Consider the following 24,366-nt stretch of genomic DNA (forward strand, 5'->3'; position numbering starts at 1 on the left):
TATGAATTTAACTACATTGCGCCCCCTAGCCATTCTGGCATCGATTGCCGCCATTGCCCTATCTGGATGTGGCTCCATTGAGTCTGCAGCCCAAGATGACTGTACGTCTATCGGTTGGCAAATTGGTAGCAAGGGCTACAACGATTGCTTCAAGGCGCGTGTTTATGAGCGTAAGTTGGATTACTCGCTCCCACCTGGCGACAAGCCATCTCCATCAGTTATCTAAATTAGGGTTTACCCTGAATAAATTCACTTGAGCGCCGTCAAGGACTTGAGTGTAGAAATAACCCAAAATCGATCGTGATTTTGGGAATTTCCTATATATAGCGAGACTAATCATTTCTCGCTGATTTGGGCGTTCTTAAGCAAAGCATTCAGTACACAAAAACAGCATCATTATTGCGACTAGAAATTAGAGACTAATACTATGAATCACCCAAAACCCTCAGGAGAGATTAAGGCTGTTGCTGTGGCAACTGCAGATGATCTAAGGGAAACCATTCGTCGCAAGAGCAAACTCAAAGGACGTCAAGCAGATGACGTTTCGTTGGCAGAGGTTCGCCAGTTAATTGGTGAAGCTCCTCATCGCCGCGATTTGCTGATTGAAAATCTACATAAGCTAAATGATGAGTATCGTGCGTTGCATGATCGCCATTTAGTTGCCCTCGCAAAAGAAATGAATTTGCCGATGGCTGAAGTTTACGAAGTCGCTACCTTCTACCATCACTTTGAAGTAGTGCGCGGTAATGATCCGGTTGCGGATATTACAGTGCGAGTATGCGATGGTATTTCTTGTGAGTTAGCGGGCGCACAAAATCTGTTGTCAAAGTTGCCAGCGATTTTAGGTAACCCGAATGTCAAAGTAGTGGCTGCGCCCTGTGTAGGCCGTTGTGAGCAAGCTCCAGTGGCGGTAGTGCATCAGTACCCAGTCTTGTTTGCGACTACCGATAAAGTTGCTGCTGCCGTCAAAAATAATCTGACAACTCAGCCAATGGCTAAAGACAGTGCTAATTTTGATCCTGCGGCCTTAGCTGAAAAAGGCGTATCTCCTCAGGGTCAAAATCAAGTGGTATCACCAGATTATGTGGGCTATGAATCTTATCGCGCACAAGGTGGTTACGCTTTGGCCAAAGAAATTGCTGAAGGTAAAAAAGATGCTGAAAGCATTATCAAGGCTATGGAAAGCTCCGGTCTTCGTGGCTTAGGTGGTGCTGGATTTCCGGCGGGGCGCAAGTGGCGCATTGTGAAAGATCAAACTGCTCCGAAGTTGATGGCGGTGAATATTGACGAAGGTGAGCCGGGTACATTTAAAGACCGCACTTACCTAGAGCGTGACCCACATCGCTTCTTGGAAGGCTTGCTAATTGCCGCTAATGTAGTCGGTATTGATGCTTGCTACATTTACCTCCGTGATGAATACCATGGTTGTCGTGAACTGCTTGAAGCCGAGTTAGCAAAGCTTAAAGCCAACCCGCCATTTAAGTTGCCTTTGATTGAGTTACGTCGTGGCGCTGGTGCTTACATTTGCGGCGAAGAATCTGCCATGATCGAAAGTATCGAAGGTAAGCGCGGTGAACCGCGTATGCGTCCTCCCTATATCGCTCAGGTTGGCTTGTTTGGCCGTCCAACACTGGAACACAATTTTGAAACTCTCTACTGGGTGCGCGATATTGTTCAACGTGGCCCAGAGTGGTTTAGCTCTTTTGGTCGCCATGATCGCAAAGGTCTTCGTAGCTTTAGCGTCAGCGGTCGCGTTAAAAACCCAGGTGTGAAATTAGCCCCAGCTGGAATTACTATTCAGGAATTGATTGATGAGTATTGTGGCGGCATGCAAGATGGCCACAAGTTCTATGGCTACCTACCTGGTGGCGCTTCTGGCGGTATCTTGCCGGCAACGATGAACGATATTCCGCTCGACTTTGATACTTTGCAACCTTATGGTTGCTTCATTGGTTCAGCTGCAGTGATGGTATTCGGTGATCAAGACAAAGCCCGCGATATGGCGCTCAATGTGATGCACTTCTTTGAGCATGAGAGCTGCGGACAATGCACACCATGTCGTGTCGGTACTAGCAAAGCTGCCAAATTGATGCAGTCCACATCTTGGGACCAGGATACCTTAGAGGATTTAGCGACTGTGATGGTCGATGCCTCTATTTGCGGTCTAGGTCAAGCTGCACCCAATCCGATTCGCTGTATATCAAAATATTTCCCCCAAGAAATTGCCTAACTGGCAATCCAAAAACTAAGGGAAAAACGAGACAAATATGAACGCACCAGTAAATCCTAAAGAACTTGAGTTGCAAACAGTTGAGTTCAAGCTAGACGGGCAAACCATCGTTTCTTACGAGGGTGAGACTATTCTCAAGGCTGCTAAACGCCATGGTATCGATATTCCCCATCTCTGTTTTAAGGATGGCTATCGCCCTGACGGTAATTGCCGCGCCTGCGTTGTAGAGATTAATGGCGAGCGTACCTTGGCACCGAGTTGCTGCCGTAGTGCCACACCAGGCATGGATGTCAAAGCCAATAGCGAGCGTGCACTCAAGAGTCAAAAGCTGGTGCTGGAGATGTTGCTCTCAGACATGCCGGATGAAGGCTTTAAGTGGGTTGGCGATAGCAAGGAAGAAGAGCAAAAAAATCAGCATGGAGAACTCAGTACCTGGGCTACTCGTATGGATGTCACAGTGCGCCCAGAGCTCAAGGCATTGCGCCGTGCAAAAGTGAGTCATGATGTTTCTCATCCAGCAATGGCGGTCAACCTAGATGCTTGTATTCAATGTAATCGATGCGTACGTGCTTGCCGTGAAGAGCAGGTCAACGATGTGATCGGCTACGCAATGCGTGGCGCCCATAGCGAAATCGTATTTGATCTTAATGACCCGATGGGTGATAGCACCTGTGTTGCCTGTGGCGAGTGTGTTCAGGCTTGCCCAACTGGCGCATTAATGCCTAAAGGTTTAATTGGTTCACAAATCGTGGATCGCAAGGTGGATTCAGTATGTCCTTTCTGTGGTGTGGGTTGTCAGATTACATACAACGTTAAAGACGAGAAGATTGTGAGTGTCGATGGTCGTGACGGCCCAGCGAATCACAACCGTCTGTGCGTTAAAGGTCGCTTTGGTATGGATTACATCCACAACCCACAGCGCTTAACAAAGCCACTCATTCGTAAAGCGGGTGTTGCAAAAGATGAGGCCTTGCTAGAGGGTAAGCAGGATTGGTCTGACATCTTCCGTGAAGCTAGTTGGGAAGAGGCATTGGAAGTTGCAGGTGGTGGACTTAAGAAGCTCAAAGACCAATACGGTAATAAGGTACTGGCTGGATTTGGTTCCGCTAAAGGCAGTAACGAAGAAGCTTATTTATTCCAAAAACTCGTACGTACGGGCTTTGGTAGCAATAACGTGGACCATTGCACTCGTCTTTGCCATGCATCATCAGTTGCCGCTCTTTTAGAGGGCGTCGGCTCTGGCGCTGTAAGTAACCAAGTGAATGATGTTGAGCACTCAAGCATGATTTTCTTAATCGGATCTAATCCGACCGCCAATCATCCTGTTGCCGCAACCTGGTTTAAAAATGCTGCTAAACGTGGTGCAAAAATTGTGTTGTGCGATCCGCGTGCGACAGAGATTAGTAAGCATGCATGGCGCACGATGCAGTTCAAGCCAGATACTGACGTGGCAATGCTCAATGCCATGATCTTCACTATTATCGAAGAAGGTTTGGTTGATAAAGATTTTATTAAGGATCGCTCTAATAATTTTGAAGCGCTCAAAGAAAATATCAAGGGATATAGCCCAGAAGCAATGGCACCACTCTGCGGTATCCCAGCGGAGACCTTGCGTGAAGTAGCTAGAGAATTTGCGACAACTAAATCCGCCATGATTTTGTGGGGCATGGGTGTCAGTCAGCACGTTCACGGTACCGATAACGCTCGTTGTCTCATTGCCTTGGTCAGTATTACGGGTCAAATCGGTAAGCCTGGTTCTGGCTTGCATCCACTGCGCGGACAAAATAACGTGCAGGGTGCTAGTGATGCCGGATTGATTCCGATGATGTTCCCTAATTACCAGCGCGTTGATAATCCAGAAGCGCATGCTTGGTTTGAAAAGTTCTGGGATACCCCATTGGATAAGAAGCCCGGCTACACCGTAGTAGAGATCATGCATAAGATCACTGCACCTGATAGTGATCCCGACAAGATTCGTGGCATGTATGTCGAGGGTGAGAATCCAGCGATGAGTGACCCTGACTTGAATCATGCACGCCATGCTTTGGCTTCTTTAGATCTTTTGGTGGTTCAAGACATCTTCATGACTGAGACTGCACTTCTAGCAGACGTCGTGTTGCCAGCAAGCGCATGGCCTGAGAAGGTCGGTACTGCAAGTAATACTGACCGTATGGTGCAAATGGGTAAAAAGGCGATTAATCCTCCAGGAGATGCCAAGCCTGATCTGTGGATTATTCAGCAGATCGCTAAGCGGATGGGATTGAGCTGGAACTACCAAGGTCCGGATGATGGTGTTGCAGAGGTGTTTGACGAGATGCGTCAAGCAATGCATGCCGCTATTAACGGTATTACTTGGGAGCGTCTAGAAAAAGAATCTAGCGTGACTTATCCATGTTTATCTGCAGAGGATCCGGGTCGTCCAATCGTATTTGATGACAGCTTTGCTACCGCAGACGGTAAGGTGAAGTTGGTGCCTGCCGATATCATTCCGGCAGATGAGCGCCCAGATGCGGAGTACCCATTTGTGTTGATTACTGGCCGTCAGTTAGAGCATTGGCATACCGGTAGTATGACTCGCCGTGCCACTGTCTTAGATGCGATTGAGCCGATGGCTACCGTTTCCATGCATGGTGAGGATATGACTCAGCTAGGTGTTTCTGCTGGTGATGTCATTACCGTTCAGTCACGTCGTGGTGAGGTAGGTATTCATGTGCGTAGGGACGACGGCACACCACGTGGCGTGATCTTTATTCCTTTTGCATACTATGAGGCTGCAGCCAACCTCATCACCAACTCAGCCTTAGATCCTTTTGGCAAGATTCCGGAGTTTAAGTACTGCGCAGTCAAACTCGCGAAGGGTGGTCAGGCTGCCACAGTAATGGGATACGGCACTAATGATCCTGGTCGGCAGAAGCTTGCTGCTACCCCATAAGTTGAGCAATAAAACCCGACAAAGCCCCTATGTAGGGGCTTTGTTGTTCTAACTCTCCAAAAATACCCAATTACCGATTGCCCTTTAGAATTGACCCTCTATGGCTAGCTCAAAACCCCAAACCCCACCAGCTGATACCAAGGCAGAATTATCCGTCCTGATTATTGGAGCGGGCCTCGCAGGTCTAACTGTAGCTCTGCACATGGCAGAGACCCAGCCAGTGATTGTGATGGCTAAGCGTGGTTTGGGCGAGGCTGCAACTGCTTGGGCGCAGGGTGGCATTGTTGGGGTGGTTGATAAAGAGCACGACAGTATCGATGCCCATGTGAACGACACCTTAGAAGCTGGAGCGGGCCTCGTAGTGGAATCTACCGCTCGATACATTGCTGAAGAAAGTGCTGAAGCCATTCGTTGGTTGGTTGAGCAGGGCGTACCGTTTACAGCAGATGAGACTGGACCCATGGGTTTGCATCTCACGCGAGAAGGTGGCCACAGTCAACGTCGGATTGCACACGTGGCTGACGCCACTGGTAAGGCAATTCATGAGGTTTTGCTAGACAAGGCACGAGCCCATAAAAATATTCAACTACTAGAGCATTGGATTGCTTTAGATCTCATCACCAATCGCCATTTAGATGCGAAGACACAGCGCACTAAGCCAAATCGTTGTTATGGTGTGTATGCCCTTGATATTAAAAATAATCGCGTAGAAACCATTGAGGCGAAGTCAGTGGTATTGGCAACTGGTGGTGTGGGTAAGGTCTATCGATATACCAGCAACCCAGATACCGCTACAGGTGATGGTATTGCCATGGCTTGGCGCGCAGGTTGTCGTGTCGGCAATATGGAATTTATTCAATTTCATCCGACGTGCTTGTATCACCCAAGTGATAGAACTTTTTTGATTACGGAGGCGATGCGGGGTGAGGGTGGTTTACTCAAGCTGCCGAATGGCACTCGTTTTATGCCAGAGCATGATGATCGAAATGAGTTAGCCCCCCGTGACATCGTTGCTCGAGCGATCGACTTTGAAATGAAAAAGCACGGCTTAGATTATGTGCATTTAGATGCGACTCATTTGGGTGAAGCATTTATTAAAGAGCATTTCCCAATGATCTATGCCCGTTGTATGAGCTTGGGATTGGATATTACAAAAGAGCCCATACCTGTCGTGCCGGCGGCCCATTACACCTGTGGTGGTGTAGTTACTGATCTAAAAGGTCGCACTGATTTACCTGGACTCTATGCGGTAGGTGAAGCCACCTATACCGGCTTGCATGGCGCCAATCGCTTAGCTAGCAACTCATTACTGGAGTGTGTAGTCATTGGTAAGGCGGCTGCTCAGGATATCTCGGCACTGAAGACCCCAGTTATGCCTAATTTACCTTTATGGGATGAGAGCCAGGTTGAGGATGCGGATGAACAAGTTGTGATTGCCCATAACTGGGATGAGCTGCGTTCATTGATGTGGAATTACGTGGGCATCGTGAGAACCAATCGACGTCTAGAAAGAGCGCTGCATCGTATTAAGCTCCTACGCTATGAAGTACAAGAGTATTACGCTAACTTTAAAGTAACGCGCGACTTAATTGAGTTACGCAATCTGCTTGAATGTGCGGAACTGATTGTGAGATCAGCCCTCATGCGAAGAGAGAGTCGGGGATTGCATTACAGTCGCGATTACCCAGGTACCTGGGCAGTTTCTTATCCAACTATTCTGACTCCTCAAGCAGAGGGTAATTCTGAAGGTGCTGAAACCTAGAGACTGATAGCTATGCGGATATTCTCATTGAGAAATCCACCGCCTTAATATCCTTAGTGAGCTTTCCAAGAGAGATGCGATCAACACCGGTGGCCGCAATGGCGCGCATTTGATCTAAGTCGATACCACCTGACGCTTCTAATAAAGCGCGACCATTAGTAAAGGCGACAGCCTCTTTCATTTGATCGGTGGTGAAGTTATCGATCAAGATACTTTTTGCACCAGCCTCTAAAGCCTCTTTCAATTCAGCAAAGTTTTCGACTTCCACCTGAATATCCACTCCAGAATTTAAAGCTTGTGCAGCTTTCACTGCAGCAGCAACACCGCCTGCAGCGGCAATGTGATTCTCTTTAATCAAAATTCCATGCCATAGTGCAAGACGTTGATTATGACCGCCGCCCACGCGTACTGCGTATTTCTGGGCTTGACGTAATCCTGGAATAGTTTTGCGAGTATCCAGTACTGCACAGCCTTTTGGATTTGGGCTTACCCCTGCAATGGCATCAACATGTTGCCTTGCAATGCTTGCAGTCCATGACAGCGTCTGCAAGAAATTAATACAGGGGCGCTCAGCAGAGAGAAGAGCGCGAGAGTTGGCTTCAATATCGCAGACCTTGGTATCGGGCTTCATCAAGTCGCCCTCTAGATAATGCCAAGTCACTTTTGCTGAAGGATCTAGTTTTTTGAGGGTTCCCTCGAACCAATCTACTCCACAAAGAACGGCTTCTTGTCTAACAATCAGTTGCGCATGAACTGGCTTACTAGGTACTAATTGTGCGGTCCAATCGCACTTACCAATATCTTCCATGAGCGCATCACTAATATTGCGTTGACGCGCTTGCTCTAAGGTTTCGTTGTAATCAAACATATTTTTCTTTTTATTAAGCTGCGCCAATATTCTTTACAAAGCCATGTTGGGCTCTCGCAAGAAGGTCAGGATGATTCTGGGTGAAGTCGAGCATCCGCTCAATACAGCCTAGCGCTTGAATTCGAACACTTTCCTCGATAAAAATTTCACCAGAGGCATTCTCAAGGCAATTCAAAATACCTTGTAAGCCATTCATGGCCATCCAAGGGCAGTGAGCACAGCTTTTGCAGGTAGCGCTGTTGCCGGCAGTAGGCGCCTCGATCAAGACTTTATTGGGCGCTAATTGGCGCATGCGATGCAAGATGCCTTTATCAGTGGCGACGATGTATTCAGTAGCGGTACCATCCACTACTGCTTTAATCATGGCAGAAGTTGAACCCACTACATCTGCTAGATCAACTACTGCTTGTGGAGACTCCGGATGAACCAAAATCATGGCATTAGGATGTGCTGCTTTGAGCATCTCTAATTCAACGGCTTTAAATTCATCATGAACAATGCAAGCACCATTCCATAGCAACATATCAGCACCAGTCTGCTCTTGAATATATCGACCTAAATGACGATCGGGTGCCCACAGAATTTTCTTGCCCTCAACTTTAAGTTGATGAACGATAGCTAATGCACAAGAGCTAGTAACCATCCAATCAGCCTGTGCTTTAACGGCAGCACTGGTGTTGGCATAAACCACGACAGTGCGATCGGGATGCAAGGCTTTGAATGCCGCAAAGTCGCTAGCATCACAACCTAAATCTAAGGAGCAGGTTGCCTCAAGGTCTGGCATGAAAACCCGCTTTTCTGGACTCAGGATCTTTGCAGACTCACCCATGAAGCGCACACCGGCTACTATCAAATTCTTAGCGGGATGATTTTTACCAAAGCGCGCCATCTCTAAAGAGTCAGCCACATAGCCACCAGTCTCCATTGCGAGATCTTGAATATCGCCATCTACATAGTAGTGAGCCACTAAAGCAGCATCTTTTTCAATCAGTAATTGCTTGATACGAGCAATGACGGCAGCTTTTTCAGCGCCATGGAGTGGGGGTGGTGTTTTGGCCCAGGCTTGGGCTGTGCAGGTCGCCCCGGCAGCGTCTTGCTGGGGGTAGTCAAAGGCTATGGGTGTTGAGGTCATAATCAATTTTAGCTTAGCAGAATCTATTTTGTTGCAAAGATTGTGCGTTAAGCTAGACCCATGAGCATCAAACAATTCAACGCCACCTATCTTGCTCCAGACGATCGTCTCCTGTTTCGCTTCAATACATTGGAGGATACTGAGTTTCGTTTTTGGTTTACCCGCCGGGTAACCCTATTTATTCTTGCGGCTACCCAGCACTTGATCGTTAAAAATTTAGAGCAGACACATTCTCCTGAGGCCGCCAAGGCTATTGCCGAATTTAGTAAAGAGGCGATGCAGGTGGATCCAAGTGCGCAGGGTATTTCACAGGCAGATACTTATCAACCGGCATTAAGCTTTCCCTTGGGGGCTGATCCACTTTTGGTCATGGATGCTAAATGCACTTTGGAGAAGCAGGGGTTGGAAGATGCGCTCTCTCTTGATTTAGTTTTGCCTGGAGGCGCCAATATTAATCTCAAGATGGCTGGCCCAACATTACAGGCCATGTGCACCTTATTAGACCAATTGCGCGGGCATGCTGCGTGGGGTGAGGTGCCTGAAGTAGTTGAGGCTAGTGGTAGTAGCGAAGAAAATAAAAATGAGGGCAATAAGCCTTTGGTGCACTAGGCCCTCTGTTCGTAAAAACTGTAAATTATTAGAATGGTAATTTAGCTTCTGGTTTAGCCGCCAGTAGCACAGCCTTAAATTCCGCTTGAATGCGTTTAATCGCCTCTTCGCTATCTGCCTCAAAACGCATCACTACAACAGGGGTCGTATTAGAAGGTCTAGCTAGACCAAAACCATCGGCATATTCCACGCGTACACCATCAATCGTATTGATTGACTCTGATGTTGGGAACTTGGCATTGGCTTTAATAGTTTCAAGCAAAGCAAATGGCTCACCTTCAGCACAAGCGAGTTGCAACTCTGGAGTGCAGATCGCATTCGGTAAGTTGTTGAGCGTATCGCTCGGATTCTTTTCCTTACTGAGGATCTCGAGCAAGCGTGCGCCCGTGTAAAGACCATCATCAAATCCAAACCAGCGATCTTTAAAGAAAATATGTCCACTCATTTCACCGGCAAGTGGGGCGCCAGTTTCTTTAAGCTTAGCTTTGACTAATGAGTGACCTGTTTTCCACATTAGTGGCTCACCACCATGTTCTTTTACAAAAAGAGCAAGATTGCGAGTGCACTTCACATCGTAAATAATTTGACCACCTGGATTGCGCGAGAGCACATCTTTGGCAAAGAGCATCATTTGACGGTCTGGGAAGATAACCTGTCCATCTTTGGTCACTACTCCTAAGCGATCGGCATCGCCATCAAAGGCGAGCCCTAATTCATTATCGGTAGTTTGCAGGTTCTTAATGAGATCTTGCAAGTTCTCAATGTGAGCTGGGTCAGGGTGGTGGTTCGGAAAATGACCATCCACTTCACAGAACAGCTCTTGAACTTCGCATCCGAGAGCTCTAAATAACTGACCAGCAAATGCACCACCAACTCCATTGCCACAATCTACGGCAATCTTCATTGGGCGAGTAAGTTTTACATCTCCCACAATGTGCTTTAAGTACATTGGGAAGATATCAAAAGTGCTGCGACTTCCTTGCCCGGTCGCAAATTTCTTCGCCTCAATTCGTTTGCGTAAGTCCTGAATCTGCTCACCATAGATGGCTGATGTACCCAAGACCATTTTGAAGCCGTTGTAATTAGGAGGATTGTGGCTACCAGTAATCATGATTCCGGATTTTGGTGTCTTGCCATTAATGGTGTGATTAGCGGCAAAGTACACCATCGGAGTCGCGACCATGCCTAGGTCGATCACGTTAATCCCAGTAGAAAGCAAACCCTCAGTAAGAGCCTCTATTAAGCTAGGGCCGGATAGGCGACCATCGCGACCAATAACGATATCGGTTTCGCCAAGCTCACGCATTTCAGTACCAAAGGCCTGACCAATGAGTTTGGCGATCGAAGGATCTAAGGTCTCATCAATAATGCCGCGGATGTCATAAGCTTTAAAAATCGATGGAGACAATTGCATTGCAGATCCTTTAGTAAACACACTCAGGTATTACCAGAGTGATAACTAGTTATTAGAATTTAGTAGATTAATGCGGGCGGCAGTAACAGCGTCAATATCTGCGCTTGCCTGAATATCATTCTGATGGCTTGCTAGAGCTTTCTCAATCGGCTTAGCCAATACTTTGCCATATTCCACACCGGGCTGATCAAAGCTATTGATATTCCAGAGCGCACCTAATGTTGCCGTGCGGTTCTCATATAAGGCAAGTAGGGCACCGAGATAAAAAGCATTCAGTTTGGGTAGTAGCAAGAGATTGCTTGGGCGCTTGCCCGGATACACATTATTGGGGTTGCTATCGTCTTTACCATTAGCTAAAGCCTGCGCTTGCGCCAAGCAATTCGATAGCAGAATGCGGTGATGCGCTACAGCTTCAGGACGATCGCTCATCGGCTCGCGCACTGCAATGAAATCAATAGGGATGATTTCTGTACCTTGGTGAAAGAGTTGGAAATACGAGTGCTGCGCATTGCTGCCAGCGCTGCCAAATACAACGGGGGAAGAGTGCTTGACGGGTCTACCATCGCGATCAACACTTTTGCCATTGCTTTCCATATCGAGCTGTTGCAACCACTTCGGAAACCAATCTAGCGCATCTGCATAGGGGATGGCGGCATACGCTTTGATGTCATGTTTCTCTTGCTGGTGCAGTAAAGAGAGCGCCATGATGACTGGCAGATTTTCTTCAAGAGGCGCATTCTTAAAATGCAGATCCATAGCTTCTGCACCTGCCAGAAACTGTTTGAAAGTTTCAAAGCCGTATTGCAAAGCGATCGGCAGGCCAACTGCCGACCACACCGAGTAACGGCCGCCGACCCAATCCCAAAAGGGGAAGATATTTTCTTCACTGACGCCGAATTCTTTGGTAGCGGCGATGTTGGCAGTCACAGCATATAAGGCATGAGTAATTTGACTCTTAGTGCAGCCACTGTCTTTGAGCCACGCAACTACTGCTTTAGCATTCATGGATGTCTCTAGCGTCGTGAATGACTTCGAGACCACGATGACGCGGGTGCTATGTGGTTGAGCGCGCGCCAAGATGCGAGCTAGCTCAGCGGTATCAATATTGGCTAAGAAATGCATACGCATGCCACGGCTTTCAATACTGGGAACATGGGCTAAAGCCTCAATGGCAAGGCGAGGGCCAAAATCTGATCCACCAATACCGATATGAATGACATCGGTTACACCAACCCATTTATTGCAAAGCGCTTTAATGCGATGCCAAACCTCAGAAACTGCTGGCATTACATCAACCTCGTTAATGAATACAGGAGTTTTGCTCAGATTGCGAAGGGCGGAATGTAGAGCGGGGCGATCTTCGCTCTTATTGATGTGCTTGCCAGCGAACAGATCAACAATGAATTGCTCCAGGCCACTTTGGCGAGCAGTAGTAAAGAGTTTTTTCCAGTCATCAGCACTTATCCCTTGATAGGCGGTGTCTAGCACCACATCAAGGGCTGAATGAATAGTTTGGGTGGCTAATTGGGCTTGCGCAGACATTTCTAGATTTTATCAATAAGGGCATCAAGATCCCCTTAAAACACTGAAAATGTTACGATTTGAGCAATATAAAGGCTTTCGCTGTGGCAAAAGTCATTACAAAATTGATATATATCTGAAATCAGGTCAGGAAAAGCGGGATGGAGCAGGTTGATTGCGTGGTAGTGGGCGCTGGAGTGGTTGGTTTGGCCGTTGCTCGCGAGATGGCGTTGCAAGGCCGAGAGACTATTTTGCTCGAGCGGGAAGCCGCCTTTGGAACCATTAGCAGTGCGCGTAATAGTGAAGTCATTCATGCAGGAATTTATTACCCAAAAGATTCTCTCAAAGCCAAGCTCTGCGTAGAAGGTAATCGCCTCTTATACGAATACTGCCGCAGTCATCAAGTCAGCACTCAGGCCTATGGCAAATTAATTGTGGCTACAGATTCTAATCAGCTAGATGATCTTCAGGCGATTTTGTATAAAGCCCAAAACAATCAGGTCCCTGATATCAAAATGATTTCTGGAGCGCAGGCCAAGGCACTGGAGCCCCAATTGCACTGTGAGGCAGCGGTACTTTCAAGCTCTACAGGCGTAGTGGATAGCCACGGGCTAATGCTGTCCTTATTGGGAGGTTTTGAGGATGCTGGTGGCATGGTTGCTTATCAATCACCATTGCTCAGCGCTAAACCCATTGGCAATCATGCTGAAGGTGGCTTTGAGTTGACAATTTGTGGTGCTGATGGCATGACGATTCAAACAAAGTTACTGATTAACTGCGCAGGACTCAGTGCCCCAGCGCTGGCCCAAAAAATTGAAGGTCTGGCAAAAGATCAAATACCCAAGGCCTACTTCGCCAAAGGGAATTACTTCTCCCTATCCGGAAAATCTCCATTTGGCCATTTGATTTATCCCATTCCTGAACCTGGCGGTTTAGGTGTTCATCTCACCTTGGATATGGGTGCTCAGGCGAAGTTTGGTCCGGATGTGGAATGGCTCGATATTGACGAGGAAAGTCAGATTAACTATTCGGTTGACCCCCAGCGGGGCGAAGCCTTTTATGCCGCAGTAAGGCAATATTGGCCAGGTCTTCAGGATGGCGCTTTGCAGGCAGATTACTCGGGTGTCAGGGCCAAAATCGTGCCGCCAAATGCTCCGGCAGGAGACTTTTACTTTGAAGGGCCCCAGCAGCATCAACTGCAGGGCTTATTTAATCTGTATGGCTTTGAGTCCCCAGGCTTAACCTCTTGTTTGGCAATTGCCCAGCATTTAGAGGTGCAAATCAAAAGTTCTCTATAATCTATAACTCAAATCGCAAAGGAAGAGTGGCAGAGCGGTTGAATGCACCAGTCTTGAAAACTGGCGAGGATGAAAGTCCTCCGTGAGTTCGAATCTCACCTCTTCCGCCAAATATAGAAACTCCAGCAATCAATTTCTTGTTGGATCAATCTCAGGTTACTGTAACACCCTGCATCATCCCCAAATCCTCATGAACCAACATATGGCAATGCATTACATAGGGCCCGGTGAAATCTCTAAAGCGTGAGCGGAAGGTAATCGAAGTTGGGTTAGATGGAGTGCCACCCACTGGAAGCGCTAAGGTATCACACCAAAAAGGGGTGACTGGTTGCCCATTAATCTTAATAACGTACATTGGGTTGACGTGAATATGAAATGGATGTCCTACTGAATTCATGTTGTAAACGGTCCACTCTTCAACGCTATTTAAGGGCACAGTTTGAGTAATTGCGCTAGCAGATTGAAATGGAAAGTATTGGCTTGGATTTGTTGTAGCTGTGGGTGTCACTGGGGCAGTTGAGGCAGTTGAGGTAGTTGGGGTAGTTGTCGCGACAGATCCAACCGAAAAAACAGTGTTCATTACCGAGGTTAAATCAGTGTTGTAGACCCAGTCTCTTAACTCAGCCCCAGGGGATAGAAGGCCACTTGCTGGAGCTTCTGTAATGGGAGAAAGCTTGGCGGCTGCGGGAGCTAGAGAGGTATTTAGTAGTGCATTGCTGATTGCTCGAAAAACGATATTTCGTTTCATGCCACCATGGGCTGCAAGCTCCGCCTCTGTGATAGGCGCCAGAAAGTCTGTTACTGGGAGCGGTTCAGCGGGGATACGCATTAGATTAGGCGGGGCTACAACTACAATTTCAGCCAAAATATCTTCCGGAACAACGCCTAATGCAGAGGCGCTAACGCTCAGTGTTCGGAGATAGTATGTGCCTGGAATGCCTGCCTGAACAATAACGGATGACCTAGCGCCGGCATCTAATTTAATTCCGGTGCCAGAAGCAAAGTTTTGATATAAGGCGCGTGGATAACCGTCTATCGTATACCTACGCATGGTATGACTATCTAAACTTAAGCTAAGTGGATTGAAGATTTGTGTATTAATGAATCGCCACCGCTGCACCTCACCACTTTGCATCACAATGCGAGGGCGCCGTACACCATTTATTAATACGGGACTTCCGGCTGATGGGTTGTCTGCTACTTGAGAAAAACTTTCCAACTTACCCGTGGATACTCCGTAATTTTTATTGCCATTGCCGGAGTAATAAGGGGCCTGAAACATAAAAATTAATTCAGTAGCTGCTGCCATTTCTGGATCGCTGTCTACCGGTCCGCGAACCATTAAGGCCCCAGACATGAAGCTCGCCACCTGCATGGCTGTTGCACCGTGAAGATGGGGGTGATACCAAAATGGGCCATTAGGATGATTTGACGGAATGTTATATTGGTATTGACGACTCTCGCCTGGTGCAACGCCCTGTCCGAGGCCATCAACTACGTAATCTCCATAAAGGGAGGAGTTAAACATCCCCGGATAAACATGTAAACCATGCGTATGCATGTTTGTATTGTTTGGGTAGCCCAAATAGCTTGGATTTAAAGGTTTGATGGGTGGGTTTGCGGGTAGCGAGTTGTTTAGCTTGATACGCAGGGTGTCACCGGCATTAACCATTAAAGTCGGTCCAGTAATAACGGCTTGACCACCAGATATTCCGTATGCTCTTAGGGATACGTTTTGGGTGACAGCTGGATTTGCAGTGCCGATAGTGGTGTCAAGATAAGAAACTGATAGCGAGACATCGAGCAAACCATTAACAGACTGAAGGGCCTGAGGTTGTACAAAAGTTTGTATGGGTGCTGTTGTCCCATCACCATTGCTACCACCTCCGCAGGAGGAAAGTAGTGGAGGTAGCGCAAGGCCAGCCGAAAGTGAAATACCAAGTTGCAGAAAATCACGACGAGTAACAGGTTTATAGTTTGCCGGTTTCATATCAGACCTTAAGCAATAGAAAGAAATGAATTGGGGCGACTTACTTTTGAGCTAGTGCTACCAATTTGACCAGAGCTATTGTTGCCCCAACCTAAAAGATCTTTTGATGTGAGGGCTACAACATATGTATGTCCGGCAGAAATCGATTTCACAGCCGCTAAGTTCTTAATCATGGTTGGCTGGAATCTATCAATGGAATCCCCAAGACCAAGCTGACCAAACCCATTCCAACCCCAGGCATAAATATTCCCTGTATTGGATAAGGCTAGAGAGAAATGTAAACCTGCAGTGATTCCTGAGATCTTTTCTGGAAGGTCCAGTTTTATAGGTGCTGGTGAGTAGTTGACTGCTTTTGTACCTAGCTGACCCTTATTATTGCTACCCCAAGCAAATACCTCTCCAGCGGGTGATAGGGCTAATACATGAGTAGCGCCAGCTGCTAGGGCGGCCGGCTTCATAGAGGTAATCATTTGCACGGGCTTCGATTGAGACTCCAAATTACCTAGGCCCAATTGGCCCGCGCTATTACTTCCCCAAACAAAAATATCACCCTCTTTTGATAGGGTAAATACAGAGCCTTGACTCATAACAATCGACTTAATGGGAGGCAGGTCCTTGATCACATCTGGTCCGGTATTCAGCTGGGCAGTGGGACGTCCTAAAACACCATCTACATTCATGCCCCATGTATGTACACGTCCTTCTAAGTCGACGATTGCAAAGTTGTGCTCACCCGATGCAATCATCTTTGCATCGGGCAGGTTTGGCAGTAACTCTGGATCTGAGATTGCGACTGATTGGTTATTGCCACCAATGCCTATTGAAGAATTTCCCCAAGATACAACCTTATTATTTTCTGTTAAACCCAGATTGATGCCAAATCCAGCTGATACTAGTTTTAGTTTAAAGCTGGCATTGATTTCAATGGGACGATTTAAGGCGAGGGGGGTTGCACAGATATCTGTTGGACCATCAATAGTTCTTCCACTTCCAATGCCTCCCCATGCCATCATTTTTCCTGAGGAAAGAAGGGCAATGACATGGTCACGGCCGCAGCCGACCTGTAAGACTTGATATGGCGCATTACGCATTAATATGACCCTGACTATATTGTTCCTGAAGAATAGCTGGGTATTTCATTTAATGCAATTTGTAACCAGATGTGACGCATTTCTACTAAATAAAAAACCCCAGCAATTACCTGCTGGGGTTTTGTCTTTCTAGTGGCTAGAAAAGAACTACTACATTCCTACGTTACTTCTTAGCAGCTGGTGCGCTTACTACGGCAGCAATCGCTTCTGTGTAAACCACTTTAACTTGGTCATTTACAGCAATGTCTTTCATCAAGTCAGGATTCTGAACTTTAACTTTGAAGATGTTGCCTTGTGGGCCCTTTAAAGACACGATATTTTTTGCTGCATCAATTGCTTCAACATTGGCAGTTGCCGTGATGGTGTTGGTAGTGATCATGCCTGGCTTATCGCCTTGTGGGGCAGTAGCAGTGCTAGTTGTAACTTGCTCACTAGTCGCGCCTGGGTTTTTCACTTTAACCAATTCAATCGCTACAGCGAGTTCGTAGACCACATCAAAACGGTCACCCACTTTAATTTCAGCAAAGTTCTTTACTTCAGGACCGGCAACGATAGAGGTTTCGCCATCTTTGTTTTTAAGAGTGACAGTGCGAGTTGCAGCATCAATCTTGATCACTTCACCGTCATAAATAAGAGCGGCTTCTTGAGCAGCTACGCCAGCGATAGGTGCCTTTGGTTTGGTAAGTACGAGGTAAGCGCCAATTGCAATAGCAACAATGACGATGGCAATAATAATTTTTTTCATAATAATTTGATCCTTAAGATATTGAGTCACATCACCTTTAAGCGGTAATGCAGTAATTGATAAATGCAGTTTTCGGCATTTATTGAGATTGTATTACTCATGTGAATTATCAGAACCATTTTTTCATCTAGATTTATTGATTTAACTCAAAATACCCGACTATTTTGCTTATTTACCCAAATAATCTGTCACATCCATGGCGCATACTAAGCATACAGACTAATAGGAATATATATGTTTTTGAAGTCATTTTTGGGGTCCGCCTTAATAGGCTTAACACTTTCTGCTGGTGCGGCGACACCATCCGATTTGCTAAAGTCTTATGAAGCTCAGTCTGGCAAAGCCTCTCCTGCCAGGGGAGAGCAATTTTTCAACACCAAGCATGGCAAGGAATGGAGTTGCGCATCCTGCCATGAAAATCCCCCCAATCACGACACCAAACATATTGTTACTGGTAAGGTGATTAAACCCTTGGCCCCAAGTGCTAATCCTGCACGCTTCACCGATGAAGCTAAGACTGAGAAGTGGTTTAAGCGAAATTGCAACGATGTACTCGGTCGAGAATGCACTGCACAAGAAAAGGCTGATGTGCTTTCCTGGTTAATGACGGTTAAATAAGTCCCTATGAAAATCAAATATACGCATTACATTGCCATCTACCTCTTACTCTTAGCTTCTTCTGCCTTTGCAGCGAAGATGCCAATGCCTGCTGATGCACCAGCTTCGTATGAGGCAGAGTGTGCAAGTTGTCACATGGCCTATCCACCTGGCTTATTAAGTGAGCAGAGTTGGAAAAACGTCATGTCTAGCTTGTCAAAACACTTTGGTACAGATGCCAGCGTGGATCAAAAAACACAGGCTGAGCTTACTGCTTGGTTAGTAAAGAATGCGACTACTCGTCAGAAATACAAGGAGACTGCCCCAGATAATCGAATTACTAAAACTGCGTGGTTTATTCGTAAGCATGATGAGATTAGGCCTGAGGTTTGGAAGAGGGCGGGCATAAAAAGCCCGGCAAACTGTGGTGCTTGTCATATCGATGCCGCTAATGGCATCTTCAGTGAAAACAATATAAAGATTCCTACAAAATGAACAATCAAGCAACTGACTTAATTGGCACTACTGGCAAAACGCGGGAAATGATTTTGGTATGGGATATGCCAGTGCGAGTGTTTCACTGGCTACTAGTGATTTGTTTCGCAGGTGCCTGGCTTACTTCTGAGAGTGAGCGACTAGCCATGATTCACTATGCGTTTGGCTATACCGCCTGTCTGCTGGTATTGATCCGCTTGGTGTGGGGTCTAGTTGGAACAAGATATGCTCGATTTACCCAGTTTCTGAAAAGCCCGCGGGCCGTATTGGGGCACTTTCTGGCCATGCTTCGTGGCCATCCGCATCATGATGTTGGGCATAACCCCGCTGGTGGCTTGGTGATGTTTGCTCTCATGCTGTTGATATTGCTTATTGGCTTCACAGGCTACCTAACGGTCAAAGAGTTCCTGGGGGGTTTTGTATCCGAGATTCATGAGGCAGTCGCTAGCATAGCGCTCGCAATAGTTGTAGTTCACATCATCGCGGCGATTGGGGTGAGCGTGATTGAAAAGCAAAATCTGGTGAGATCGATGGTGACCGGTAAGAAAAAAGGCTTCCCAGAGCAGGGCATTCGGTATCCGCAATATCTGATTGGCTCCATGATATTAATGGGGGCACTGTATTTCTTCTACTTAGTTGTTGGCGGATCCTTGCCTGGATTAACTCAGTAGAGATCAGGCACCTATTGGTTAAAGGTCTACTCCCTGTACGATAGAGTGTATGAAGCTTTTGATCGCCCTGTATTTCTACATACTTGCCACTATTCAACTTGGCTTATTGTTAGGCGTCTACCATTACTATCGCTCCCAAAACGCAGTTAAGCCAAGCTCATATTGGTTAGGCTCGTTGGTGATCAGTATTTTGGCTTTAACCACGTTCGGAACAGGAATTGTCACGATTGAGGATGTAGCAAGGCCAGAATTCAATTTCACCGTATCGAATACATTGTTTTATATAGCGGCTACCCTGCAATTTTTATTTTGCAGGTCACTCGTTAAGCCAATTAGCAATCCTATTAAGTACGCCTTCATAGCATCGGTATTTATTTTCATACCTGCTTTTGAATGGATGCGTATATATGGCACATTTGAAGGCCGTACTGCTTTCATGTGCATTATTGCTAGCATATTTTTTATCTGGCAAATTATTGAGCTTAAAGAAAAAAGAAGATCGGCGCCCTCGCAGCAGCTAATTTATTTACAGTACGCCACTACAGCTGAATTATTTTTCGCACTAAGTCGCATATTTGTTTTGCTTGCATCGGGATTAACCATTCGCCAGGTGGAGCAAATTCCTCAATTGCTGATTCTTCTTACCGTAACTCAGCTGGTGATGAATACGCTTTCATACATCGCGTTGGGCGGATACTGGTCTGAGAAGATCGCCTTTGCGAATGTAAGAACTGAGAGTGAAAACCAAGAAATTAAATCTTTGTTGGTAGAGCGCGAACGTTTAATCTCTAACTTACTTAAGGCTAACAAAACCGCAGCAACAGGCGCCTTATCGGCTTCCATTGCTCATGAACTAAATCAGCCTTTAGGCGCATCTCAGCTCAATATCCAGTTTTTGCAAAAGAAATTATCAGATGGAAATTTAACTGCCGAGCAAAACCAGGAAGTACTCACTGCATTACTTGCCGACAATCAACGCGCCGCAAATATTATCAAATCGTTGAGATCCATTTTTTCTGATGAAAAGACTGGGGTTGAGGAGGTCGATGTAAAAGATCTTATTCAATCCGTTTTGCAGATTGCGCATTCTCAAGTCCATGCTAAAAATATTCAAATTGTGTTGCGTTTAACTTCAACCGTTTTAATTAAAGTCAGTCGCAGTGAAGTGCAACAAGTAATTTTAAATTTAATGAACAATGCAATTGAGGCTTTATCCGAATCCGATAGGCCCAATAAAACGCTCATCATGGAAACCCGAGATGTAGATGACGGCATAGAGCTGATTTTTTCAGATAATGGCAATGGCGTCGATCCCGAAGTTCAGCCCCATTTATTTGAGTTGTTTAATGGCTCAATTAAAAAAACTGGCATGGGTTTAGGTTTATGGCTTTGTCAGCATATTGTGACGCGCCATAGTGGGCATATTCATTACGAAGATGTGCCGGATGGTGGGGCTCGTTTTACTGTTTTCCTGCCCCTTGCTCAGGACTAATTTATTAGCCCTAAGGCTAATTGCCACCAGCAAAGGCTCTCTTTAAATTAAGCAAATCTGCCATTTTTTTGCTTTTAAGCTAGGAAACCCATGAAAACTCAACTTACTTATATTGCAATTGCGATTACCCTAATTTCTGCTAATTCTGTATTTGCCGCTGGCGGGGGTGGGGTGGTAGTGGATCCAGGCGCCATGCAGGGTAAGCATTTTGATCCCAAGGGTAAGGCGCCATCAACCTTTACTGTTGACCTCCAAAATGGCTTGCGTAAAACCTTGCCATTCGAGGATAAGCGTGACTTTGAAGAGTCTAAGAAAGGTTTTATTGCGGCACCTGCTTACAAGACCATCATGGCTGACGCTGGTAACGTGGCTTGGGATATGGGTAGCTATGAGTTTTTACTTCAGGGCAAAGATTTTGATAGCGTGCATCCTTCCTTACAGCGTCAAGCCATCCTCAATATGGGTTATGGCTTATATGAAGTGGTTCCAGGAAAAATCTATCAGGTTCGCGGCTTTGACCTAGCCAACATTAGCTTTATTAAAACCGACACTGGCTGGATCGTTTTTGACCCATTAACTGCTAAAGAAACTGCACGTGCAGCACTTGAATTGGTAAATGAAAAATTAGGCAAACGCCCCGTTGTTGCGGTAGTGTATTCGCACTCTCATGGCGATCACTTTGGTGGGGTGCGCGGAGTTGTGGATGAGGCTGATGTGAAAAGTGGCAAGGTAAAAGTAATTGCACCCGCTGGCTTTATGGATCACGCGGTAGCTGAGAATGTCTATGCCGGTAATGCCATGACTCGCCGAATGTATTTTCAGTATGGCGTTTTATTACCCCGTAGCCCGTTCGGTCACGTTGACCAATCGATTGGTAAAAATACCGCAGCAGGCAATCTGGGTCTGATCGAGCCTAATGTCTACATCAATCAGCCGTTCGAAAAGATGACAGTAGATGGCGTTGAGATGGAGTTTCAAAATACGCCAGGCACTGAAGCGCCAGCTGAGATGAATACGTATTTCCCGCAGTTCAAGGCATTCTGGGCTGCTGAGAATATTACCGGAACTATTCATAATATTTACACCTTGCGCGGCGCACTAGTGCGTGATGCTTTGGCATGGTCCAAGAACATTAATAACTCTTTATACCGTTACGGCAATGAAGCGCAAGTGATGTTTGCCTCACACTCATGGCCACGTTGGGGTAATGAGCGTATTCAGGAAGTGATGCGTACGCAGCGTGATAGCTATGCGCACTTGAATAACGAAGTACTGCATTTGGCTAACAACGGTGTGACCATTAATGAAGTGCATAACGTCTACAAGCAACCAGAGAGTTTGAAGTCTCAATGGGCTGCGCATAGTTACCATGGCTCCGAAGAGCACAATAGCCGCGCTGTCATTAATCGCTATTTAGGTTACTGGGATGCAAATCCGGCAACATTGATTCCTTTGTCGCCAAAAGACTCTGCGCCACTCTATGTCGAGATGATGGGTGGTTCCGCAAAAATTATGGCCAAAGGTAAGCAGCTATACAACCAGGGCAAGTACCGCGAAGCCATGGAGATTATGAATAAATTGGTTTACGCAGAACCTAACAATACTGCCGCTAAAGATTTGCTTGCTGATATTTTTGAGCAAATTGGCTACCAAAAGGAAAGCCCTAGTGTGCGCAATAGTTTCTTGGGAGCTGCTTACGAGTTACGGCATGGCATGCCATCTGGTGCATCACCCAAGTCTAATGGCCCAGACATGATTAAAGCCATGACGACTGAGCTTTGGCTAAATTCTTTGGCTATCAGTATGGATAGTAAAAAAGCCGCTGGTATGAAGTTTGTCATCAATCTTGATACCCCAGACAATGGTGAGAAGTTTGTAGTTGAAATGAGTAACTCTGCTTTGACCAACATCAAAGGACAGCAGGCCAAGAATCCAACACTAACCATTGTGATTAATCGCAGTGATTTGGAAAAAGTGATGGGTGGTCAAACTACTTTTGACAAGCTGCAAGCTGAAGGTAAGGTGAAGTTTGAGGGTGATCGCAAGGCATTCGAGCAATTACGTAGCACTCTAACTACCTTTACTCCAGACTTTGAATTAATGCCTGGTACCAAGGCTAAAAAGGCAGCCCCTGTTAAGCCCAATAAAGACCCATTTGAGGCGCAGGAGATGGCTATTACTGCTGGTGAGTAAAGGCAATCCGCATCAAATTAAAGGGACTCCTCGGAGTCCCTTTTTTTCTTTATCAATTCTTGCTCAGGGATTAAAGGCGCCACCATCTTCAAGGGTCTTGAGTTCATCACCGCTAATCCCGAGCTCCTTGAGTAGCTCATGGGTATGCTCCCCAAGTAGTGGGGGGTGCCTCAAGACTTGTTGTGGTGTGCCCATCATCTTGACTGCAAATCCAATATTGGGAACCTTACCTTCAATTGGATGATCAATCTCCATACGCATTTTGCGATGCTTGCCATGCTCGCTATCAAATGCTTCAGGATAGGTATTGATCGGTCCGGCTGGAATTCCAGTTGCCAAAAGAAGTTCAACCCATTCCTCGCTAGTTTTGGTGATGAAGGTCTTTTCAAGCTCGCTTGCCAGAATTAAACGATTGGCTAAGCGTAGCGGATTAGTTCTAAAAAGAGGATCCTCAAATAATTCTGGGCGACCAATCGTGTCGCAAAGTAATTTCCAAAGCTTTTGATTGGTAGCGCCCATCACAAAGTAGTCATCAGAGGCTTTCATAGCCTGATAGGGCGCACTCATGTGATTGGCTGTGCCCAGCTTATAGGGTTCAACGCCTGTGCCCCAGTATTGCGCTGTATCCCAGATGGAGAATGCCAATGCAGAGTCAAATAGAGAGGCGTCGATAAATTGACCCTCGCCGGATTTAGTTTTACCAATATAGGCGGACAAAATTCCATAGACTGCAAAGAGGGCGCAACCAATATCTGCTACTGGAACACCAGCTTTTACGGGAGGACCATCTGGGTAGCCCGTCACACTCATAACCCCTGACATTGCTTGCGCCATCAGATCAAAGCCGGGCCGATCTGCCCATGGCCCTGTTTGCCCAAAGCCGGAGATGCTGGCGTACACCAAGCCTGGATTGATATTCTTTAGTGACGGGTAATCAATGCCCAGTTTTTTCATCACACCAGGACGATAGTTCTCGACCAAGATATCTGCAGTTTTAATAAGCTTAAAGAATACTTTTTTACCAGCATCAGTTTTGAGATTGAGCGTCACGCTCCGCTTGTTGCGATTCATATTCAGAAAGCCCATGCTGTCTGAACCTTTCATCTTGAAACCCATCGCGCCACGAGTTTGATCCCCGGTGCCGGGCGGCTCTATTTTGATGACGTCTGCACCGAGGTCGGCGAGCAACATGCAGCAGTAGGGTCCGGCCATTACTTGACTCACGTCAAGAACTCGGACGCCAGCCAAGGGTAAAGGCTTGCTGATAGGTGTTTTCATCATTGTCTCAATTGTTTTTATATGTTTATATTGCAATGCTAATTGATA

At 46.4% G+C, this 24,366-nt stretch carries 19 protein-coding genes and 1 tRNA gene; 12 read left to right on the forward strand and 8 right to left on the reverse strand.

Going from position 1 to position 24,366, the window contains the following annotated elements:
• The first annotated feature begins 1 nt into the window (after position 1).
• The 4 genes from ICN42_RS06505 (at position 2) to nadB (ending at position 6,924) form a co-directional block, all read left to right on the forward strand.
• Entirely contained in the window at positions 2-226 is a 225-nt protein-coding gene (locus tag ICN42_RS06505) for a hypothetical protein (protein ID WP_216252375.1), read from the forward strand.
• 201 nt (positions 227-427) lie between these two features.
• On the forward strand, positions 428-2,230 hold the full coding sequence (locus tag ICN42_RS06510; RefSeq protein ID WP_216252376.1) for an NAD(P)H-dependent oxidoreductase subunit E: 1,803 nt from the start codon (positions 428-430) through the stop codon (positions 2,228-2,230).
• Positions 2,231-2,267: 37 nt separating this feature from the next.
• On the forward strand, positions 2,268-5,162 hold the full coding sequence (gene fdhF, locus ICN42_RS06515) for a formate dehydrogenase subunit alpha (RefSeq protein WP_216252377.1): 2,895 nt from the start codon (positions 2,268-2,270) through the stop codon (positions 5,160-5,162).
• 100 nt (positions 5,163-5,262) lie between these two features.
• On the forward strand, positions 5,263-6,924 hold the full coding sequence (gene nadB, locus ICN42_RS06520) for an L-aspartate oxidase (RefSeq protein WP_216252380.1): 1,662 nt from the start codon (positions 5,263-5,265) through the stop codon (positions 6,922-6,924).
• Between the two features lie 10 nt (positions 6,925-6,934).
• On the opposite strand, the gene nadC is transcribed toward nadB, so the two are convergent.
• Complete coding sequence (gene nadC, locus ICN42_RS06525; RefSeq protein ID WP_216252381.1) at positions 6,935-7,792, reverse strand: carboxylating nicotinate-nucleotide diphosphorylase; 858 nt, start codon at positions 7,790-7,792, stop codon at positions 6,935-6,937.
• 13 nt (positions 7,793-7,805) lie between these two features.
• The gene (nadA, locus tag ICN42_RS06530; RefSeq protein ID WP_216252383.1) at positions 7,806-8,924 is read right to left on the reverse strand and encodes a quinolinate synthase NadA; all 1,119 of its coding nucleotides are present in this window, start codon (positions 8,922-8,924) and stop codon (positions 7,806-7,808) included.
• A 60-nt stretch (positions 8,925-8,984) separates the two neighbouring features.
• On the opposite strand from nadA, the gene ICN42_RS06535 reads away from it, so the two are divergent.
• On the forward strand, positions 8,985-9,533 hold the full coding sequence (locus ICN42_RS06535) for a hypothetical protein (RefSeq protein WP_216252385.1): 549 nt from the start codon (positions 8,985-8,987) through the stop codon (positions 9,531-9,533).
• A 28-nt stretch (positions 9,534-9,561) separates the two neighbouring features.
• On the opposite strand, the gene ICN42_RS06540 is transcribed toward ICN42_RS06535, so the two are convergent.
• Positions 9,562-10,947, reverse strand: a complete 1,386-nt coding sequence (locus tag ICN42_RS06540) for a phosphomannomutase/phosphoglucomutase (protein ID WP_216252387.1) — start codon at positions 10,945-10,947, stop codon at positions 9,562-9,564.
• Positions 10,948-10,992: 45 nt separating this feature from the next.
• Positions 10,993-12,489, reverse strand: a complete 1,497-nt coding sequence (pgi, locus tag ICN42_RS06545; protein WP_216252389.1) for a glucose-6-phosphate isomerase — start codon at positions 12,487-12,489, stop codon at positions 10,993-10,995.
• Positions 12,490-12,629: 140 nt separating this feature from the next.
• Here pgi and ICN42_RS06550 point away from each other — a divergent pair, with 140 nt between their 5' ends.
• Both ICN42_RS06550 and ICN42_RS06555 read left to right on the forward strand, forming a co-directional pair.
• On the forward strand, positions 12,630-13,766 hold the full coding sequence (locus ICN42_RS06550) for an NAD(P)/FAD-dependent oxidoreductase (RefSeq protein WP_216252391.1): 1,137 nt from the start codon (positions 12,630-12,632) through the stop codon (positions 13,764-13,766).
• Positions 13,767-13,786: 20 nt separating this feature from the next.
• Positions 13,787-13,876: transfer RNA gene (locus tag ICN42_RS06555), tRNA-Ser, on the forward strand.
• A gap of 41 nt (positions 13,877-13,917) precedes the next feature.
• Here ICN42_RS06555 and ICN42_RS06560 read toward each other — a convergent pair.
• The 3 genes from ICN42_RS06560 to ICN42_RS06570 form a co-directional block, all read right to left on the reverse strand.
• Positions 13,918-15,756 (reverse strand): multicopper oxidase family protein, encoded by a 1,839-nt coding sequence (locus ICN42_RS06560; protein ID WP_216252394.1) that lies wholly within the window; start codon positions 15,754-15,756, stop codon positions 13,918-13,920.
• Between the two features lie 8 nt (positions 15,757-15,764).
• On the reverse strand, positions 15,765-16,847 hold the full coding sequence (locus ICN42_RS06565; RefSeq protein WP_216252985.1) for an RCC1 domain-containing protein: 1,083 nt from the start codon (positions 16,845-16,847) through the stop codon (positions 15,765-15,767).
• Positions 16,848-17,010: 163 nt separating this feature from the next.
• On the reverse strand, positions 17,011-17,592 hold the full coding sequence (locus ICN42_RS06570) for a hypothetical protein (RefSeq protein WP_216252396.1): 582 nt from the start codon (positions 17,590-17,592) through the stop codon (positions 17,011-17,013).
• 234 nt (positions 17,593-17,826) lie between these two features.
• Here ICN42_RS06570 and ICN42_RS06575 point away from each other — a divergent pair, with 234 nt between their 5' ends.
• The 5 genes from ICN42_RS06575 (at position 17,827) to ICN42_RS06595 (ending at position 23,040) form a co-directional block, all read left to right on the forward strand.
• Positions 17,827-18,210: a DUF1924 domain-containing protein gene (locus ICN42_RS06575; RefSeq protein ID WP_216252398.1), complete on the forward strand. Its 384-nt coding sequence runs from the start codon at positions 17,827-17,829 to the stop codon at positions 18,208-18,210.
• A gap of 6 nt (positions 18,211-18,216) precedes the next feature.
• Positions 18,217-18,684 (forward strand): diheme cytochrome c, encoded by a 468-nt coding sequence (locus ICN42_RS06580; protein ID WP_255539268.1) that lies wholly within the window; start codon positions 18,217-18,219, stop codon positions 18,682-18,684.
• The gene (locus tag ICN42_RS06585) at positions 18,681-19,355 is read left to right on the forward strand and encodes a cytochrome b/b6 domain-containing protein (RefSeq protein WP_255539269.1); all 675 of its coding nucleotides are present in this window, start codon (positions 18,681-18,683) and stop codon (positions 19,353-19,355) included. The genes ICN42_RS06580 and ICN42_RS06585 overlap by 4 nt, the downstream gene beginning before the upstream one ends.
• 49 nt (positions 19,356-19,404) lie before the next feature.
• Positions 19,405-20,847, forward strand: coding sequence for a sensor histidine kinase (locus ICN42_RS06590; RefSeq protein ID WP_216252400.1), 1,443 nt, complete (start codon positions 19,405-19,407; stop codon positions 20,845-20,847).
• Positions 20,848-20,937: 90 nt separating this feature from the next.
• Positions 20,938-23,040: an alkyl/aryl-sulfatase gene (locus tag ICN42_RS06595; protein ID WP_216252402.1), complete on the forward strand. Its 2,103-nt coding sequence runs from the start codon at positions 20,938-20,940 to the stop codon at positions 23,038-23,040.
• A gap of 63 nt (positions 23,041-23,103) precedes the next feature.
• Here the strand turns inward: ICN42_RS06595 and ICN42_RS06600 are convergent, their stop codons facing one another.
• A complete protein-coding gene (locus ICN42_RS06600) occupies positions 23,104-24,318 on the reverse strand; it encodes a CaiB/BaiF CoA transferase family protein (protein WP_370626005.1) in 1,215 nt (404 codons plus the stop codon).
• Between the last annotated feature and the right edge of the window lie 48 nt (positions 24,319-24,366).

Origin of the sequence: Polynucleobacter sp. 71A-WALBACH, assembly GCF_018882365.1 — a bacterium.
Classification (GTDB): domain Bacteria; phylum Pseudomonadota; class Gammaproteobacteria; order Burkholderiales; family Burkholderiaceae; genus Polynucleobacter.

Excerpts from the sequence above, each read along its gene's own strand:
- pgi (WP_216252389.1), bottom strand. The coding sequence starts at position 12,489 with ATGTCTGCGCAAGCCCAATTAGCCACCCAAACTATTCATTCAGCCCTT.
- ICN42_RS06535 (WP_216252385.1), top strand. The coding sequence starts at position 8,985 with ATGAGCATCAAACAATTCAACGCCACCTATCTTGCTCCAGACGATCGT.
- ICN42_RS06560 (WP_216252394.1), bottom strand. The coding sequence starts at position 15,756 with ATGAAACCGGCAAACTATAAACCTGTTACTCGTCGTGATTTTCTGCAA.
- ICN42_RS06590 (WP_216252400.1), top strand. The coding sequence starts at position 19,405 with ATGAAGCTTTTGATCGCCCTGTATTTCTACATACTTGCCACTATTCAA.
- ICN42_RS06565 (WP_216252985.1), bottom strand. The coding sequence starts at position 16,847 with ATGCGTAATGCGCCATATCAAGTCTTACAGGTCGGCTGCGGCCGTGAC.
- nadA (WP_216252383.1), bottom strand. The coding sequence starts at position 8,924 with ATGACCTCAACACCCATAGCCTTTGACTACCCCCAGCAAGACGCTGCC.
- ICN42_RS06585 (WP_255539269.1), top strand. The coding sequence starts at position 18,681 with ATGAACAATCAAGCAACTGACTTAATTGGCACTACTGGCAAAACGCGG.
- ICN42_RS06570 (WP_216252396.1), bottom strand. The coding sequence starts at position 17,592 with ATGAAAAAAATTATTATTGCCATCGTCATTGTTGCTATTGCAATTGGC.
- nadB (WP_216252380.1), top strand. The coding sequence starts at position 5,263 with ATGGCTAGCTCAAAACCCCAAACCCCACCAGCTGATACCAAGGCAGAA.
- ICN42_RS06575 (WP_216252398.1), top strand. The coding sequence starts at position 17,827 with ATGTTTTTGAAGTCATTTTTGGGGTCCGCCTTAATAGGCTTAACACTT.
- nadC (WP_216252381.1), bottom strand. The coding sequence starts at position 7,792 with ATGTTTGATTACAACGAAACCTTAGAGCAAGCGCGTCAACGCAATATT.
- ICN42_RS06505 (WP_216252375.1), top strand. The coding sequence starts at position 2 with ATGAATTTAACTACATTGCGCCCCCTAGCCATTCTGGCATCGATTGCC.
- ICN42_RS06510 (WP_216252376.1), top strand. The coding sequence starts at position 428 with ATGAATCACCCAAAACCCTCAGGAGAGATTAAGGCTGTTGCTGTGGCA.
- ICN42_RS06595 (WP_216252402.1), top strand. The coding sequence starts at position 20,938 with ATGAAAACTCAACTTACTTATATTGCAATTGCGATTACCCTAATTTCT.
- fdhF (WP_216252377.1), top strand. The coding sequence starts at position 2,268 with ATGAACGCACCAGTAAATCCTAAAGAACTTGAGTTGCAAACAGTTGAG.
- ICN42_RS06550 (WP_216252391.1), top strand. The coding sequence starts at position 12,630 with ATGGAGCAGGTTGATTGCGTGGTAGTGGGCGCTGGAGTGGTTGGTTTG.
- ICN42_RS06540 (WP_216252387.1), bottom strand. The coding sequence starts at position 10,947 with ATGCAATTGTCTCCATCGATTTTTAAAGCTTATGACATCCGCGGCATT.
- ICN42_RS06580 (WP_255539268.1), top strand. The coding sequence starts at position 18,217 with ATGAAAATCAAATATACGCATTACATTGCCATCTACCTCTTACTCTTA.
- ICN42_RS06600 (WP_370626005.1), bottom strand. The coding sequence starts at position 24,318 with ATGAAAACACCTATCAGCAAGCCTTTACCCTTGGCTGGCGTCCGAGTT.